This is a genomic window from uncultured Hymenobacter sp. (assembly GCF_964243305.1).
GTDB lineage: Bacteria > Bacteroidota > Bacteroidia > Cytophagales > Hymenobacteraceae > Hymenobacter.
The window spans coordinates 1-16779 of sequence record NZ_CAXTEF010000058.1 but is presented as its reverse complement, the minus strand read 5'-3'; the positions used below and the strand labels follow the sequence as shown (position 1 = coordinate 16779).

Below are 16779 nucleotides of genomic sequence, written 5' to 3'. Positions count from 1 at the left end.
TTTCACGTTGTATTAAGCCCTCACAGCCAACCTCACGGGACCCCCACGGGGCCGGCCCCCTCTCCAAAAAAGAGGGGGAGCCAAGGCGGCACAGTTTGCCTTCTCTCCATCTACTCACAAGTAAATCCCTACTCCCTCACGCCGGCCGAGACGCCGTGGCTCCCCCTCTTTTTTGGAGAGGGGGCCGGGGGGTGAGGTGAACAATAGAACATGGCAACCCAACAATCCCAATCCCTCTTCCAGCCCGCGCTGGTCAGCGAAGCCATCAAGCAGGCGTTCGTGAAGCTCAATCCGCGCGTCATGTTCCGCAACCCGGTAATGTTCACCGTGGAAATCGGCACCGTCGTGATGCTGCTCGTCACGCTCGGCCTGCTGATTAGTCCCGATGCCGCGCAGGGCGGCTTCGGCTACAACTTCACGGTGTTCATCGTGCTGTTTCTGACCTTGCTCTTTGCCAATTTCGCCGAGGCCATCGCCGAGGCGCGCGGCAAGGCCCAGGCCGAAAGCCTGCGCAAAACCCGCGAGGAAACCCCCGCCCGCGTCGTGGACGCGAGCGGCAGAATCAGCTCCGTATCGTCGTCGCAGCTCGCCAAGGGGCAGTTCTTTCTAGTCGAGGCCGGCGAAATTATCCCGACCGACGGCGAGATTGTCGAGGGCCTGGCCACGATTGACGAGTCGGCCATCACGGGCGAATCGGCCCCGGTGATTCGGGAAGCCGGCGGCGACAAGTCCAGCGTGACGGGCGGCACCAAGGTCTTGTCCGACCGCATCAAGGTAGTGGTGACCACGGCGCCCGGCGAGAGTTTTCTCGACAAGATGATTGCGCTGGTCGAGGGCGCCTCGCGGCAGAAAACGCCCAACGAAATCGCCCTCACCATCCTGCTGGCCGGCTTTACGCTCGTGTTCGTGATTGTGTGCGTCACGCTGGCGCCATTTGCCAAGTACTCGAATACGCCCATCGCCGTGGCCTCGTTCATCGCCCTGTTCGTGTGTTTGATTCCGACCACGATTGGCGGGCTGCTCTCGGCCATCGGCATCGCGGGCATGGACCGCGCCCTGCGCGCCAACGTCATCACCAAGAGCGGCAAGGCCGTGGAGACAGCCGGGGACATCGACGTGCTGCTGCTCGACAAGACCGGCACCATCACCATCGGCAACCGCAAGGCCACGCACTTCTGGCCCGCGCCGGGGGTAGGGCTGAGCGAGTTCGTGCAGGGCGCCGTGCTCAGCTCGCTCAGCGACGAGACGCCCGAAGGCAAGAGCATCATCGAGCTGGCCCGCGACAACCAAGTGGACCCGCAGGCGCTGCAACCTCAACTGCAAGGCGCCGAGCTGATTAAGTTCACGGCCGAAACCCGCTCTTCCGGCGTCACGCTGGCCGGCGGCACCCGCCTGCGCAAGGGCGCCGCCGACGCCATGCGCCGCCTGGCCGAAGCCGCCGGCCAGGCCTACCCCCCCGCCGTGGCCGAGCGCGTCGCGGCCGTGGCCAGCAACGGCGGCACCCCGCTGGTGCTGAGCGAAAACGACCGGGTGCTGGGCGTCGTCGAGTTGCAGGACATCATTAAGCCCGGCATCCAGGAGCGGTTCGAGCGCCTGCGCAAGATGGGCATCAAGACCGTCATGGTGACCGGCGACAACCCGCTCACGGCCAAGTTCATCGCTGAAAAGTCGGGCGTGGACGACTTCATCGCCGAAGCCAAGCCCGAGGACAAGATGCAGTACATCCGCGCCGAGCAGCAGAGCGGCAAGCTGGTAGCCATGATGGGCGACGGCACCAACGACGCCCCCGCCCTGGCCCAGGCCGACGTAGGGGTAGCCATGAACTCCGGCACGCAGGCCGCCAAGGAAGCCGGCAACATGGTTGATTTGGACAACGACCCCACGAAGCTCATCGAAGTGGTCGAAATCGGCAAGCAATTGCTGATGACCCGCGGCACGCTCACCACCTTTTCGATTGCCAACGACGTGGCTAAGTATTTCGCCATCGTGCCGGCTCTGTTCATGGTCGCCATTCCGGGCCTGCGCGCGCTCAACATCATGGGCCTGCACTCGCCGCAGTCGGCCATTCTGAGCGCCGTGATTTTCAACGCCCTCATCATCCCGGCCCTGGTGCCGCTGGCGTTGCGCGGGGTGAGCTACACGCCCATCGGCGCCTCGGCCCTGCTGCGCCGCAACCTGCTGGTGTATGGCCTCGGCGGGGTCATCGTGCCCTTCATCGGCATCAAGGTCATTGACCTGGTAGTGGGCCTGTTCGTGTAATTTTTGCAATCAAAAAGACGGTCATGCTGAGCTTGCCGAAGCATCTCTACCGCTTCGTTGCTTCGATTAGACTTACTACTGCGGTAGAGATGCTTCGGCAAGCTCAGCATGACGTTCTTAAAGACTTAAGACCTAATTATCATGAAAACCCAATTCCTTCCTGCCCTGCGCCTGACGCTGGCGATGCTGGTGCTGTGCTGCATTGTTTACCCGGCCATCGTGTGGGCCGCCGCGCAACTGGCGCCCGGCCAGGGCGATGGTGTGCAGCTCAGCCAGAACGGCCGCGTCGTGGGTTTTGCCAACGTGGGCCAGAAGTTCAGCCAGCCCGGCTACTTCAACACCCGGCCCTCGGCCGTGGACTACAACGCCCAGGGCTCCGGCGGCTCGAACAAGGGGCCGAGCAACCCGGAGTACCTGGCCACAGTGAAAGCCCGGCTCGACACGCTGCTGCAACAGAACCCCGGCCTGACGGCCGCCCAGGTGCCCGCCGAGCTGGTGACGGCCAGCGGCTCCGGCCTCGACCCGCACCTTTCGCCCCAGGGTGCGCTGGTGCAGGTAGCCCGCGTGGCGCGAGCCCGCGGCGTGGCCCCGGCCCGGCTGCGGGAGCTGATTCGGGCCAACACCAGCAGCGGGGTGCTGGCCCCCCAGGCCGTGAACGTGCTACGCCTGAACCTGGCCCTGGACGCGCTGGCCCCGGCCCGCAAGTAGGCCGCCGGGCGTCGGCGCCAATGCCGCATTCGCTCTAGTCTCCCTACCCCCCTCTTTTTTCTCAACCTGATGTTCGCTGCCGGCCGTACCGGCGGCGGGCGCGCCGGCCCTGTTTCGGCCACGCTACACCTCTCTCATTTTAGGTCTGCTCCAGCAAGCTATTGAACTGATTCGCTGAGTCGCCCGACCTTTCGCAACGCTTTTCTGGCTTTTCTCACTTCCATGAAAAATCTTCTTACCCAGGGGCTGACTTTGGGCCTGGCCCTGGCCGCCACGGGCGCCGCCCTGGCCCAGGTCGCGCCCACCACCGACCCCGCCCTGGCCGTGCCCGCCCCGGCCGCGCCCATCCAGGCCACGCCCGGTCCGCTCACCTTCTACGGCTACGTGGATGGCTACTACGGCTTCGACTTCAAGCACGACAACGGCAACGACCGGCCCGGCTTTCTGTACTCGCACGACCGCCAGAACGAGTTCACCGTGAACCAGGGCCTCATCGGCGCGCGCTACGACGATGGCAAGGTGCGCGGCGCCTTCGGGCTGCACGCCGGCTCCTACGTAACGGCCAACTACGCGGCCGAGGACCAGGTATTCAAGCACATCTACGAGGCATATGCCGGTTTCCGCCCTTTTCAAAAGGCCTGGCTGGATGTGGGTATTTTCGGCTCCCACATCGGGTTTGAGTCGGCCATCAGCAAGGACAACTGGACGCTGACCCGCTCCGTCATGGCCGACAACTCGCCCTACTACCAGGCCGGCGCCAAGCTCAGCTATGAGGTCGGCCCCACGCTCACGCTCACCGGCCTCGTGCTCAACGGCTGGCAGAACATTCGCGAAACCAACCAGGCCAAGGCCCTGGGTACCCAGATTCAGTGGAAGCCCTCGGACAAGCTGCTCATCAACAGCAGCGGCTTCTACGGCCAGGAGCAGCCGGCCGCCCTGACGCACCGCCGCCGCTACTTCCACGATTTCTACGTGAGCTACGCGGCCACCGACCGGCTGAGCCTGGCCTTAGTCTTCGACGTGGGCAAGCAGGAAAACGAGCGCCGCGGCGCCAAGGCCGACACCTGGCACACCGGCGCGGCCTTCGTTAAATACAAGCTGGCCGACCGGCTCTCCACGACCCTGCGCGGCGAGTACTACAAGGCCGACCGGGGCGTAATTATCAACAGTATCTCGCCCGAGGCGGGCAACGCCAATTTTCGGGTCGCGGGCGGCTCGCTGAACCTGGACTACGCGCCGGCCCCCAACGTGCTTTTCCGGGTCGAGGGGCGCTACCTCAACGGCATCAACGGCGTCTTCCAGCGCCGCGACGGCTCCAACGCCGGCACCGGCGGCTACGGCAACCTCACGTCGAGCGTGGCCATTTCCTTCTGACGCCGACGACAGGTCAGTTGAGTAAAATTGGCCGTCATGCAGAGCGTAGCGAAGCATCTCGCGGGGGGTAGTAATCAAGCTTAACCTCACGATTGAATGATACACTTGCCAGCAGGGGGTGGCCAGCAGGGGGTGGCCAGCAGGGGGGTAGTAATCAAGCTTAACCTCACGATTGAATTACTTCCCCACGCGAGATGCTTCGCTACGCTCTGCATGACGGCCAATTGACGTTCGCCCAACGTTCTGATTCCCTACCCCCCTCCTTGCCATGAACCCCGCCGAAGAACAGCAGCGCGACCAGTCGGCCGAGCGGTTTCTGCGTTTGGTGCAGGAGCGGCGGCGCGGGCGGCTCAAAATCTACCTCGGGCTGGCGGCGGGGGTAGGGAAGTCGTTTCGGATGCTGCAAGAGGCCCACGAGTTGCGGGCCCACGACGTGAACGTGCTCGTGGGCTACGTCGAAACCCACGGCCGGGCCGGTACCGTGGCCCAGCTCGCCGGGCTGCCGGTGTTGCCGCGCCAGCGCGTGTTCTACAAGGGCCGGGCGCTAGAAGAAATGGACCTCGACGGCATCTTAAAGCAGCGGCCGGCCGTGGTGCTGGTCGATGAGCTGGCCCACACCAACGTGCCGGGCTCGCGCCACGAAAAGCGCTGGCAGGACGTGGACGAACTCGTGGGCGCCGGCATCTCCGTCATCACGGCCCTGAACGTGCAGCACCTGGAAAGCCTGCACGACCAGGTGCTGCGCATCACGGGCACCGACGTGACCGAGCGCGTGCCCGACGCCATCCTGCGGGCCGCCGACGAAGTGATTAACGTGGATTTGACCGTCGATGAGCTGCGCACCCGCCTGCAGGACGGCAAGATTTACGCCCCCGACAAGGTGGCTGCCGCGCTGGCCAACTTCTTCCAGCCCGACCACCTGCTGCAATTGCGGGAGCTGGCCCTGCGCGAGGTGACCCGCGCCCTGGGCTACCAGATTGAGAGCGACGCGGGCGGCGCGCCGGCCGTGGCGCCCCAGCGCCGCAACGCCGACCGCCTGCTGGCCTGCATCAACTCCAACGATAAGGCAGCCAAGGAAATCATCCGCAAGACTTCGCGCCTGGCCGACCGCTTCTCGGCCGCCGCCTGGTACGTGCTCTACGTGCAGACCGGCCGCGAAACCAGTGACCGCATCGGCCTGGCCACCCAGCGCCACCTGATTAATAATTTGCAGCTGGCGACCGAGCTGGGCGGCCAGATTCTGCGGGTGAAGGACGACAACGTGGTGGGCGCGATTCAGCGCGTGGCGCAGGAGAAAAACGCCACGCTGCTCGTGTGCGGCGTGACGAGCGAGAAAGGCGCTTGGGAGCGGATTTCGCGGCGCGGCGTCACGAATGACCTCATCCGCGCCGTGGCCGGCAGCGGCAGGGACCTGGACATTTATCTGGTAACGTATTGAATATGGGCAACCTAAACGTCATGCAGAGCGCAGCGAAGCATCTCGCTCGCGGCAGTAATCAGCTTCTGCAACGATTGAATTAGTGCCGCGGGCGAGATGCTTCGCTGCGCTCTGCATGACGGCCTATTCTAGCTGTCGTTACCCTACCCTATGAATCTTAAAACCAAGATTACGACCGGCTTTCTGGCCCTGCTGCTGCTGCTGCTGGCCTTGGGCGGTTACGCCTTTTACTCGGTGCGCCGCCTGGAAACTAGCTCGCGGGGCATTCTCAAGGCCAACTTTTACTCCGTGGAGCTGGGCCAGCAGATGCTGCAAGCCCTCGACCAGTTCCAGGCCCGGCCCACTAAAGCCGAGGGGCTGGCCCGGTTTGAGCGCTGCCTGACCCGCGAGGCCGGCAACGTCACCGAGCCCGGCGAGCAGCAGCTCGTGGACAGCCTCACCAGCGCTTTCGCCGCGTATCGGCAGCAGGCCCAGGGCCCGGTGCTGGACCGGCTGCGCGCCTGCACGCACCGCATCATCCGGCTGAACACGGCCGCCCTGACCCGCAAAAACGAGCGCGCCAACCAGACGGCCCTGCTGGCCGGGCGCTATATGCTGGCCTTCACCACCATGTCGGTGCTCATTGCCCTGATGTTCGTGCTCAGCGTGCCCGAGGCGGCCGTGGGGCCGCTGGCCAGGCTCACCCAGAGCCTGGAGCACGCCGCCAACCGCGACTTCAACGCCACGATTCCCATCGAAAGCAACGATGAGTTCGGGCGCGTGGGCCGGGCCTTCAACCAAATGCTGGTCGAGCTGCGCGACTTTCGCAGCTCGACCACGGCTGACCTGGTGACCGAGCGCAACCGCGCCCGCAGCATCGTCAATGGCCTGGACGAGGGGCTGCTGCTGCTGGACGAAAACCGCATCATTATTCTGGCCAACCCGGTGCTCTGCGACCTGCTGGGCCTGCCGCTGGACCGGCTCGTGAACCGCCCGGCCGCCGACGTGGCCCGCGAAAACGACCTGCTGCGCACGCTGCTGGCCCCGCTCGACGCGCCCCGCCGCGAGCAGGCCCTGGCCGCCGCGCCGCTGCTCAACATTCCGCAAAACGGCGAGGAAGCCTTTTACCGGCTGGCCGTGCAGGACCTGGTTTTGTTTAATGAAGCCAGCGACAAAACGGAGTTTGCGGGCCAGATACTGACGCTGCGCAACGTGTCGGACTTCAAGAAGCTCGACCAGGTGAAGTCGAACTTCCTGGCCACGGTGTCGCACGAGCTGAAAACGCCGCTCTCCAGCATCAACATGAGCCTGAAAGTGCTGCAAGACGAGCGCGTGGAACTCCCGGAGCGGCAGCGGATGCTGGCCGGCATCGGCCGCGAAACCCAGCGCCTGCTGCGCCTCGTGGGCGAGCTGCTCGACGTGTCGCGCCTCGACACGGGCGCCGGCATCCAGCTCAACTTCACGGCTACGCCGCTGCCGGCCGTGGTGCAGTTTGCCGTGGCCACGGTGCAGCCCCAGCTGGATAACAAGCAGGTAAGCCTGGTGCAGGAGCTGCCCGAGGGCCTGCCCGCCGTGCGCGCCGACGTGGAGAAAACGACCTGGGTGCTAATAAACCTGCTGGCCAACGCCATCCGCTACTCGCCCGTGGGCGAGCCGCTGACCGTGCGGGCCGCCCGCGCGGGCAAGTTCGTGCAAGTCACGGTGCAGGACCGCGGCCCCGGCATCGCGGCCGAAAACCACGAGAAGATTTTCCAGCGCTTCGCCCAGATTCCCGACAAGTCAGGCTACAAGGGCGGCTCGGGGCTGGGGCTGAGCATCGCCCGCGAGTTCATCACCACGCAGGGCGGCCGGCTCTGGGTGGAGAGCGAGCTGGGCTCCGGCAGCGCGTTTTGCTTCACGCTGCCCGTGGCGGGGTAGGGGTTGTTGTATTCCAGGGAGAAAGGCGGTCATGCAGACCGAAGGGAAGCATCTCGCCAGGGGTAGTAATCAACGGCACCTCACGATTGGATTACTGCCGCGAGCGAGATGCTTCCCTTCGGTCTGCATGACGTTCTCTCCCGCTTCCTATTGCCCCTGCCTGCCCCCTGATTATCCAACCAACTCCCTACCCCCTTTCGCTATGCAAGCCTCCATCAAAACCAAGCTCACCCGCGGCCTGGCCTTTCTCTTCCTCATAATCGTGCTGCTGAGCGGCGTGGGCGCCTATTTCCTCTATCAGCTCTCGCAAAGCGCCGAAGCCACGCTTGTCAATAACTACCGCTCCGTGACCTACGCCCAGCGCCTAGCCGACGCGCTGGCCGACCTGCGCGAAGCCCGCACCGCGGCGACCAGCCCGGACGCGGCGGACGCCACGCGGGCCCGCGCCGCGTTTGCGGCGGCGCTGCGCGACGAGCAGGCCAACATCACCGAGCCGGGCGAGGGCGCGCTGGCCGACTCGCTGGCCGCCGGCTTTGGGCAGTACCTGGCTGCCGACCCGACCAGCGAGGCTGCCCGCGCCGGCTACCAGCGGCTGCGCCGGCAGGCGGGCCGCGTGGCCGCGCTTAATCTGCGGGCCATCGAGCAGCAAAACCAGCGCACCCGGCGCGTGGCCACGCGCACCATCGCCACGCTGGGGCTGCTGGCAGCCGTGGGCATTCTGGCCACGTTCTCGTTTATCTTCTCGTTTCCGGATTACGTGATTAAGCCCGTGGAAGAGCTGACGGCTGGCATCCGGCGCCTGGCCGCCGGCGACTACCGCCAGCGCCTGCCCACGCAGGTGCCCGGCGAGTTTGCCGAGGTTGCCGTCGCCTTCAACGACATGGCCCGGAAGCTGGAAGGCTACGAAACCCCCGACGGCACACCCCGCATCGATTCCAGCGGCGCCCTCGACGTGGTGCGGGCCCATCGCCAGCCCGGTGCCCAAGGCCCTACCCCCCCTACCGTCCCCAACCCCGAACAGCAGCGCCTGATGCAGCAGCTGCGCGAGCAAAGCCGCCAGCTCCAGCGCACCGCCGAGGCGCTGCTGGCCGGGCCCGGCGCCTGATTATTGTGATAACCTTGCCCTGAATAGTATTTCCCCGCGCCGCGTAAATGTCAACTTCCGCTTCCATATCCCGCGCTACCCCGGCCGGCACCCTCATTGCCCTGGGCATCGTCTACGGCGACATCGGCACCTCGCCGCTCTACACCGTGCGCGGCGTGTTTGCCGGCCGGCCCGTGACGGAGGACGTGGTGCTGGGCACCATCTCCTGCATCATCTGGACGCTGACCTTGCTCACCACGGTCAAGTACGTCTTCATTGCCTTAAAAGCCGATAATCACGGCGAGGGCGGCATTCTGGCGCTCTTCGCCCGGCTGCGGCGGCTGCCGGTGAAGTGGCTGTATCTGCCGGCCATCATCGGGGCGGCGGCTCTGCTGGCCGATGGCATCATCACGCCGCCCATCTCGGTGGCCTCGGCCATTGAGGGGCTGAAAATTCTTAAGCCCGACCTGGCCACGGTGCCCATCGTGGTCGTGATTCTGCTGGCCTTGTTCACGTTCCAGCAGTTCGGCACGGCCATCATCGGCAAGTTTTTCGGGCCCGTGATGCTCTTGTTCTTCTCGATGCTGGCCGTGCTCGGCGTGGTGCATCTGGTGCAGGCGCCCGGCATTCTGCGGGCGCTGAACCCCTATTATGCCGTGCAGATGGTCACGCAGGTGCCGGGAGCGTTCTGGCTGCTGGGCTCCATCTTTTTGTGCAGCACCGGCGCCGAGGCGCTCTACGCCGACATGGGCCACGTGGGCCGGCCCAACATCTACCTGAGCTGGACGTTCGTCAAAATCTGCCTCGTGCTCAACTACCTGGGCCAGGGCGCCTGGCTGCTCCGGCACCTGGGCCCGGCGCTGGGCGAGCAGAACCTGTTCTTTCTGATGATTCCGCCGGCCCTGCTCTTGCCGGCCATCGGGCTGTGCACGCTGGCGACCATCATCGCCTCGCAGGCGTTGATTTCGGGCTCGTTCACGCTGGTTGTCGAGGCGCTGCGGCTGAACTTCTGGCCCAAAGTGAAGATTTCCTACCCCACGGAATTGCGCGGGCAGAGCTACGTGGCGTCGGTCAACTGGCTGCTCTGCGCCGGCTGCGTGGGCGTGGTGCTCTACTTCCGCGAGTCGGGCAAGATGGAAGCGGCCTTCGGGCTGGCCGTCACCATCACCATGCTCATGACCACGCTGCTGCTGGCCTACTACCTCTGGCAGCAGCGCATCAGTCCGGTGCTGCGCGGGCTCTTCCTCGTCCTCTACCTCACCGTGGAGGGCGCCTACCTGGTGGCCAACCTGCGCAAGTTCCCCGAGGGCGGCTGGCTGAGCGTGGCCCTGAGCCTGCTGATTCTGGCCGTCATCGGGGCCTGGATTCAGGGCCGGCGCATCCGGCAGGATTTGACGGAGTTCGTGCCGCTGGCCGAGTGGCTGCCGCTGCTCCAGACCCTGAGCAACGACACCACGGTACCCAAGTACGCCACGCACCTGGTGTACCTGACCAAATCCACGGACCCCAAGCTGATTGAAAACGGCATCATCCACTCCATTTTCAAGAAGAATCCCAAGCGGGCCGACGTCTACTACTTCGTGCACGTGACCACGGACGACGAGCCCTACACCCGCACCTTCCACGTCGAGCACGTGCTGCCGCAGGAGCTGGTGCGCATTGATTTCAAGCTCGGCTTCCGGGTAGACCAGGCCATCAACTACCTGTTCCGGCAGGTGGTGGGCGATTTGGTCAAGCACCGCGAAATCGACATCACCTCGCGCTACGAGTCCTTGCGGGAGCAGGACATTGTGGGCGACTTTCAGTTCGTGCTGCTCAACAAGACCCTGCCCTACGAGCGGTTTCTGCGCGGCTGGCAGCGCGTGGCCCTGCGCCTGCACGGCTGGCTCCGGCAGCTCGGCGTCTCGGAGCAGGAAAGCTTCGGCCTCGACAACAGCACCTTCACCATCGAAAATGTGCCGCTGCAAACGCCCGCCCGCCCCGAGCTGACTCTGACCAGGACGTGAGGGCTCACCTCCCCCCTACCCCCTCTCCAAAAAAGAGGGGGCAACATGGCACAAGACAGTTAAAAGTTGAAAAGCTGGCGGTCCTTATGACTCTTTACCGGCTCCCCCTCTTTTTTGGAGAGGGGGTAGGGGGGTGAGGTCCCGCCAGCACGCCTTTTACGCTGATTCTTATCCTCCCCCCACATGGCGCTCTACTTTACGCTGTCGCTGCTGCTGGTGGCGGCGGCGGCCTTTGCCTACCTCAATCACCGCTTGCTGCACCTGCCCCCTACCATCGGGCTGATGGCGCTCACGCTGCTCTCGTCGCTGGGCCTGGTCGGGCTGGGGCGGCTGGGCGTGCCGGCGGTGCTGCAAGTCGTGGAAGTGGTGCGCGCCATTGATTTCCACACCGTGCTGATGCAGTACCTGCTCAGCTTCCTGCTCTTTGCCGGCGCCATGCAGCTCGACACGCAGAGCCTGGGCCGGCAGCGGCTGCCGGTGCTGCTGCTGGCCACGCTGGGCACCCTGATTTCAGCCATTCTGGTGAGCTGCGGGCTGTACCTGCTCCTGCCGCTATTCGGGCAGCCGCTGGACTTTATCTATTGCCTGCTGTTTGGCAGCCTCATTTCGCCCACTGACCCGGTGGCCGTGCTGGGCATCCTGACCAAGGCTGGCCTGCCCAAGTCGTTGGAAACCAATATTGTGGGCGAGTCGCTCTTCAACGACGGGGTCGGCGTGGTGCTCTTCGCCACGGTGCTCTCCGTGGCCGGTAGCGGCGCCGACACTGTGGACGGGGGCCAGGTGCTGCGCCTGTTGCTGCGCGAGGGGGTAGGCGGGCTGGCCCTGGGCGCGGTGCTCGGCTACGGCACTTACTGGCTGCTGCGCCGCGTCGATGACTACCACGTCGAGACCCTGCTCACCCTGGCTCTGGTGACGGGCGGCTCGGCGCTGGCGGCCCGGCTGCACACGTCGGGGCCGCTGGCGATGGTCGTGGCCGGCCTCATCGTGGGCAGCCAGCAGGGGCGCCACGCCCTCTCGGAAGTCACGGAAGACTACGTGGACAAGTTCTGGGAGCTGATTGACGGCATCCTCAATGCCGTGCTCTTCGTGCTTATGGGCCTGGAAATACTGGTCTTGCGCATCAAGGGGCAGTACGTGGGCGTGGGCCTGGCGGCGGTAGCCCTGGTGCTGCTGGCCCGGCTGGTGTCGGTGAGCATCCCGCTGAGCTTGCTGCGCGCCCGCCGCGAGGTCTCGGATTTCAACCTGGCCGTGCTCACCTGGGGCGGGCTGCGCGGGGGCATCTCGGTGGCCCTGGCCCTGAGCCTGCCCCCGACGATGCCGCGCGAGCTGCTCGTGGGCATCACCTACGTGGTGGTCGTGTTCAGCATCCTCGGGCAGGGCCTGACCATCGGCCCACTGGCCGCCCGCTTGCAGCGCGGCCTGCGCCCGGCCGCCGCGCAGCCTGAAAATAGTTGATTGTACGCTCTTTATCTCTTTTACGCTCTTTATCTCTTTACTATGCAGCTGGAAACACTTGACGCCGCTCACCACGCGCCCTACTACAGTTTGGGCCGACCCGGCCCCGCCATTCGGCACGTCTGGTTTTGCCTGCACGGGCACGAGCAGCCCGTGGCGGAGCTGGCCGCGCAGCTCGTGCACCTCGACACGCCCGAACGACTGCTGATTCTGCCCCAGGCGCCGGTCACTGGCTTATCCGCGGAGCAATCCGTGTGGTTTACACCCGCTTCCCTAGGGCCGAACCTGGCCTTCACGCGGACTTTTCTCGACCAATTGGCTGACCATATTCTGACAGCTTGCCCGCCGGATACGCCCTACACGGTGCTAGGCTACGGACACGGCGCCACGGCGGCCAGCGTGTGGCTGGCTAGCAACCGCTTTCGCTACGAACGGCTCATTTTTTACGCGGCCGTGTTTCCCAGCGGCATCCGGCGGGCCCAGTTGTTCGCGGCCCTGCCCCATCACCCTATCGTGGTCGCGGCGACCACGGCGGACACATTCACGCCCGAAGCCGAGGGCCAGGGCCTGGTGCTGGACCTGCGCGCCGCCGGCCAATCGGCCCAGCTGCGCTACGTGGACGACGGTCCCCTTACCCTGGCGGCCCTGGGGGCCGGCGGCGATGGGTCAGGGGCCCGGTAGCAGCCTTAGCAATAGTTCAACAATCATACAGGGAACGGGGGCGCTGAATGCCATGCGTAGCACGCTTAAAAGCCACTAATGGCCTTTTCAGCAAGAACTATCCGCTTTTTTGAATTAACGGCACGCCCTCACGGGTAATTATTCGTGGCGTTCCAGACGCGCAATTAGCAAATTCCAGCCCCTACGCCCTCTTTTTCAAATCTTAACGCGCTGTATTCTCCGTCTCCTGAGAAGACTCCATCTTGTACGCTTTACGCTCCCCTAAAAGAGGGAAGCGTTGCGGGTTTTAGTCGGGTATCATCGCGGATGAGGCTTGTACCCGCCCACCTTTCTTACTCCGGAAAATCGGCCGAATCGCCCAGTGCCGCCACTTTGTCCAGTTCTTGCAGCAGGTCCGTGAACTTTTCGCGGGCGCTTTTCACCGCGAATTTGCCCAGGGGCAGGTGCAGGGGCGGGCTGGGCTGGTGGGCCAGGTCGTACATGATTTGCGCGGCGCGGTCGGGGTCGCCGGCTTGGTTGCCGCTGGCGCTCTGGCTGTTTTGCAGGTTCTGGCCCACCGTGGGGCGGTAATCCTCGATGGCCGTGGCCGTGTAGCTGGCCGAGCGGCCGGCCCAGTCGGTGCGGAAGCCGCTGGGCTCGATGTTGGTGACGTGAATGCCGAGCGGCCCGACTTGCGTGGCCAGGCTCTCGCCGATGCCTTCAAGGGCAAACTTGGAGCCGTGGTAAATCCCGGCGCCCGGAAACGCGCGCAGCCCGCCGATGCTGGTAATGTTGAGGATGTGGCCGCTTTTGCGCGCGCGCAGGTGGGGCAGCACGGCCCGCAGCACGCGCAGCGGCCCGAACACGTTCACGTCGAACTGCCGCTGTACTTCGGCATCGTCCACCTCCTCAATGCTGCCCAGCGAGCCATACCCTGCGTTGTTCACGACCACGTCGAGGTGGCCGAGGGTTTGAATGGCATCCGCAACGGCCTGCTTCACCTGCGGCTCGTCGGTGACGTCGCAGACGAGACCGACGCCCCGGTCTCCGGCTCGTCGGCTAAACTCTTCGGCTTGGGCCTGATGGCGGAACGTCGCCGCCACTTTATCGTCTTTTTGCAAGAGCAGCTTCGCCAGCGCAGCCCCGAAGCCGGTGCTCCCGCCGGTGATAAACCAGTTTTTGGAGGAAGTGGACATGAGATGATGGAATATAGGGAATATAGTGGGGGAATGGGAACCAGGTTGCCAAGGCCGAAGCGCCGCCGCGTCAGTTAGGGCCGGGCAGGCGCTTAAAGACGTCCAGGTAGGGGATTAAGTCCAGAAAGGCGGTGACGTGGGTAATGCGACCGTTTTTCAAGGTCATGGCCCAGCTGTAGGTGTTGCGGTAGGGCTGGCCGTCTTTGGCCGTGGCGGCCCCGTCCCAGATAGCCACTACCACGTCGCCGTCGGCGTATACGTTGCGCACTTTCGGCACGATGGGCCCGGCCAGCCGTACACTCAAAGGGGTTACGGCTTCGTCGATAAACTGTTGTTTGCTGGTGTAGGTCTTGGAGTAGGGCGAGCTGCCCGTGATGGTCCACTGCACGTCATCGGTCAGCAAATCAAAGAAATTGCCGGTGCCGGCCGCCCAGCGCGCAAAGGCCTGCTGAATCAGTTGCTTGTTGTGGGTTTCGGGGCTCATGGGCGATTGGGCGTAAGTCAGCGTTGGCAGGGCCAGGAGCAAGGCCAGGCCGAGCCAGCGGGGGACGAGGTGAAGAAGGGCGTGCACGACTGATAAGGGGGTAGGGATTTGAGGTATGTTTTCGCGTTGTTCCTTTTTCTCTCAGCGGGCGCTTTGCTTCACGACGCGCTCCAACTCGTCCAGACAGATTTGAAAGATGTCCTGGCGAACCCACTTGACTATGGGTGCGGGGTCGCCGCTCACATCGAAGCGGGCGCTCCACTCGGCGAAGGCCCGGCCGTCGGCGCTCACCTCATGGATGGTCAGCGTGGCGCTGTAGTCGGTGGTCGGCACGTCGCCCTTGGTGAGTGAGTAAACGAGGCGGCGGTCCCGGTCCGAGAGTTCGAGCAGGGTTTCTTCGATGAGGGCCCCTTCCGCCACCGTATTGACCCGCACGGCCCCTACCTGGTCCGGCCGGGCCCCGTCCTTGAGTTCACAGTTGGAAACGAACGGAAACCACTGGGCAAGAGCCCCAAAATCGCGCACGAGGGCCCACACCTGGTCGGCCGACGCATCTAGTACTTTGCTATAAGTTACCTGGGGCATGGTTCTCTTGGCTTTGCGGCGTGAATAAATAATTGATAATCAATTTGCTTGCGCCTTAAACGCCTCGCAAACTGCCTGTTTACTTCGGATGCGCATCCTTTGCCGGAGCCGGAGTTTCCACTGCCGCGTCGCCCCGAACGGTTTCGATAATGGTGTCGTAGTCCCAGGGCTCGGTTGCCTGCTCCGGCGACTTGACTTGCAGCAGATACATGTCGTGCACCAGCAAGCCGTCGGGGCGCAGGTGCCCGTTTCGCACGAAAACGTCGTTGAACTCGGCCTTGCGGAGTTGGGCAAGCACTTGGTCGGCCTCGTCGCTGTTGCTGGCCTGCACAGCCCGCAAATATTCCAGCGCCGCGGAGTAGTCGCCCGCGTGCAGCGACGAGGGCATCCGCCCGAACTTGGCAAAAAAGCGGCGGCTCCAGGCCCGCGTCTCGGCATCGCGGTTCCAATACCAACTGTCGGCGTGGTACATGCCCTGCGCTTCCGGCAACCCAAGCGCGTGAATGTCATCAATAAAGACCAGCAGGCCGGCGAGTTTCCTGGTTTTGGTTAGGCCGAGTTTGTTGGCCGCCCGGACAGCTTCCACCAGGGCGGTGTGCCCGCTGGCCAGCCCCACAACCTGCGCCCCGCTACGTTGCGCTTGCCGCAGGAAGGGCGCAAAATCGGCGACTTCATGCGGGTGCCGGACGGCGCCGACGACGCGCCCGCCCGCGGCCTGAACGGTTGCGGTCGTATATTTTTCCAGCTCCAGCCCAAAGGGATAGTCGGCCGTCAGGATAAACCAGGACTTGCCGCCCGCCTTGACCACCCCGTCGCCGGTGACCTGGGCGAGCGTGGCCGTATCGTAGGCGTACTGAATGGTGTAGGGCGAGCGTTGCTCGCGCGTGTGAACGGTGCTGCCCGCCCCGACGACGATAAAGAGTTTGTGCTTCTGACGGGCTACCTCGGCCATCGCCAGACTAGTGTCGGTATTAACGCCGCCAATCAGCACATCGACCCCGCCGGTGTCGAACCACTCCCGCGCTTGGGCAGCAGCTACCTCGGATTTGTTGTGATGGTCGGCGATGAGCACCTCGACGCGTTTGCCGGCAACCGTGCCGCCCAGGTCGGCGACAGCCATCCGAATGGCCTCGGCGCCAGCCGGTCCATCGACGCCGGCATACGGCCCCGAGAGGTCAGTGATAAAGCCGATGCGAATCACATTGCCCGATAGTAGGGCAGAAACCCCGGCCTCGTTGCTGATGGCGCTGCCTCTTAGCTGACGTGCAGTAGGTTGGCTATCGGCAACTAGGACGCCGTTGGATTTTGAGGTCGGGAGAAAACCCCGGTGGATGCCTGCACCAACTCCTTTCGCGAGGTTGACCTGAGCTGGGGCGGTGGCTACCAGCCCAAAGGCAAGGGCCACTCCGGCCGGCGAGATGTAACGAAAACTGATTTTCATGTTATTGCCGATGGTTGTGGGCCGCTCATGCGTTGGCGGGTGATGGCGGAGTTAGCGCACGGGTAGCTTCTTGCTTCTCCCGGCAATTGCAAGCCCTACCCCTGCCGTGTAGTGCAGCCTTAATATTTCTGGGCGGTAGGCCGCACCACGATTTCGTTCACGTCCACGTCGGCGGGCTGCTCCACGGCGTAGG

The 16779-nt window shown here is 64.3% G+C and carries 13 protein-coding genes; 9 read left to right on the top strand and 4 right to left on the bottom strand.

Features of this window, described 5'->3' with window-relative positions; translation table 11 throughout:
* Positions 1-210: 210 nt before the first annotated feature.
* The 9 genes from kdpB (at position 211) to ACFE70_RS19255 (ending at position 12901) form a co-directional block, all read left to right on the top strand.
* Positions 211-2259, top strand: coding sequence for a potassium-transporting ATPase subunit KdpB (gene kdpB / locus ACFE70_RS19295; protein ID WP_375419422.1), 2049 nt, complete (start codon positions 211-213; stop codon positions 2257-2259).
* 141 nt (positions 2260-2400) lie between these two features.
* Positions 2401-2967 carry a potassium-transporting ATPase subunit KdpC gene (kdpC, locus tag ACFE70_RS19290; protein ID WP_375419421.1) on the top strand — a complete coding sequence of 189 codons (567 nt, stop codon included), beginning with the start codon at positions 2401-2403 and terminating at the stop codon, positions 2965-2967.
* 222 nt (positions 2968-3189) lie between these two features.
* Positions 3190-4341, top strand: coding sequence for a porin (locus ACFE70_RS19285; RefSeq protein ID WP_375419420.1), 1152 nt, complete (start codon positions 3190-3192; stop codon positions 4339-4341).
* 268 nt (positions 4342-4609) lie between these two features.
* On the top strand, positions 4610-5779 hold the full coding sequence (locus tag ACFE70_RS19280; protein ID WP_375419419.1) for a sensor protein KdpD: 1170 nt from the start codon (positions 4610-4612) through the stop codon (positions 5777-5779).
* 150 nt (positions 5780-5929) lie between these two features.
* Complete coding sequence (locus ACFE70_RS19275) at positions 5930-7675, top strand: ATP-binding protein (RefSeq protein ID WP_375419418.1); 1746 nt, start codon at positions 5930-5932, stop codon at positions 7673-7675.
* A gap of 127 nt (positions 7676-7802) precedes the next feature.
* Entirely contained in the window at positions 7803-8780 is a 978-nt protein-coding gene (locus ACFE70_RS19270) for a HAMP domain-containing protein (protein WP_375419417.1), read from the top strand.
* 47 nt (positions 8781-8827) lie between these two features.
* Positions 8828-10765: a KUP/HAK/KT family potassium transporter gene (locus tag ACFE70_RS19265; protein WP_375419416.1), complete on the top strand. Its 1938-nt coding sequence runs from the start codon at positions 8828-8830 to the stop codon at positions 10763-10765.
* Positions 10766-10948: 183 nt separating this feature from the next.
* Positions 10949-12220 carry a cation:proton antiporter gene (locus ACFE70_RS19260; RefSeq protein ID WP_375419415.1) on the top strand — a complete coding sequence of 424 codons (1272 nt, stop codon included), beginning with the start codon at positions 10949-10951 and terminating at the stop codon, positions 12218-12220.
* 42 nt (positions 12221-12262) lie between these two features.
* A complete protein-coding gene (locus tag ACFE70_RS19255) occupies positions 12263-12901 on the top strand; it encodes a hypothetical protein (protein WP_375419414.1) in 639 nt (212 codons plus the stop codon).
* Positions 12902-13233: 332 nt separating this feature from the next.
* Here ACFE70_RS19255 and ACFE70_RS19250 read toward each other — a convergent pair whose 3' ends face one another.
* The 4 genes from ACFE70_RS19250 to ACFE70_RS19235 all read right to left on the bottom strand — a co-directional run bounded on the left by ACFE70_RS19250 (position 13234) and on the right by ACFE70_RS19235 (position 16346).
* Positions 13234-14076, bottom strand: coding sequence for an oxidoreductase (locus tag ACFE70_RS19250; RefSeq protein WP_375419413.1), 843 nt, complete (start codon positions 14074-14076; stop codon positions 13234-13236).
* 70 nt (positions 14077-14146) lie between these two features.
* Positions 14147-14647, bottom strand: a complete 501-nt coding sequence (locus tag ACFE70_RS19245; protein WP_375419412.1) for a nuclear transport factor 2 family protein — start codon at positions 14645-14647, stop codon at positions 14147-14149.
* 54 nt (positions 14648-14701) lie between these two features.
* Positions 14702-15145: an SRPBCC family protein gene (locus tag ACFE70_RS19240; protein ID WP_375419411.1), complete on the bottom strand. Its 444-nt coding sequence runs from the start codon at positions 15143-15145 to the stop codon at positions 14702-14704.
* A 79-nt stretch (positions 15146-15224) separates the two neighbouring features.
* Positions 15225-16346, bottom strand: coding sequence for an ABC transporter substrate-binding protein (locus tag ACFE70_RS19235; RefSeq protein ID WP_375419410.1), 1122 nt, complete (start codon positions 16344-16346; stop codon positions 15225-15227).
* Between the last annotated feature and the right edge of the window lie 433 nt (positions 16347-16779).

What these genes read in the sequence shown, in the direction of transcription:
- kdpB (WP_375419422.1), top strand. Translation starts at nt 211, where the DNA reads ATGGCAACCCAACAATCCCAATCCCTCTTCCAGCCCGCGCTGGTCAGC.
- kdpC (WP_375419421.1), top strand. Translation starts at nt 2,401, where the DNA reads ATGAAAACCCAATTCCTTCCTGCCCTGCGCCTGACGCTGGCGATGCTG.
- ACFE70_RS19285 (WP_375419420.1), top strand. Translation starts at nt 3,190, where the DNA reads ATGAAAAATCTTCTTACCCAGGGGCTGACTTTGGGCCTGGCCCTGGCC.
- ACFE70_RS19280 (WP_375419419.1), top strand. Translation starts at nt 4,610, where the DNA reads ATGAACCCCGCCGAAGAACAGCAGCGCGACCAGTCGGCCGAGCGGTTT.
- ACFE70_RS19275 (WP_375419418.1), top strand. Translation starts at nt 5,930, where the DNA reads ATGAATCTTAAAACCAAGATTACGACCGGCTTTCTGGCCCTGCTGCTG.
- ACFE70_RS19270 (WP_375419417.1), top strand. Translation starts at nt 7,803, where the DNA reads ATGACGTTCTCTCCCGCTTCCTATTGCCCCTGCCTGCCCCCTGATTAT.
- ACFE70_RS19265 (WP_375419416.1), top strand. Translation starts at nt 8,828, where the DNA reads ATGTCAACTTCCGCTTCCATATCCCGCGCTACCCCGGCCGGCACCCTC.
- ACFE70_RS19260 (WP_375419415.1), top strand. Translation starts at nt 10,949, where the DNA reads ATGGCGCTCTACTTTACGCTGTCGCTGCTGCTGGTGGCGGCGGCGGCC.
- ACFE70_RS19255 (WP_375419414.1), top strand. Translation starts at nt 12,263, where the DNA reads ATGCAGCTGGAAACACTTGACGCCGCTCACCACGCGCCCTACTACAGT.
- ACFE70_RS19250 (WP_375419413.1), bottom strand. Translation starts at nt 14,076, where the DNA reads ATGTCCACTTCCTCCAAAAACTGGTTTATCACCGGCGGGAGCACCGGC.
- ACFE70_RS19240 (WP_375419411.1), bottom strand. Translation starts at nt 15,145, where the DNA reads ATGCCCCAGGTAACTTATAGCAAAGTACTAGATGCGTCGGCCGACCAG.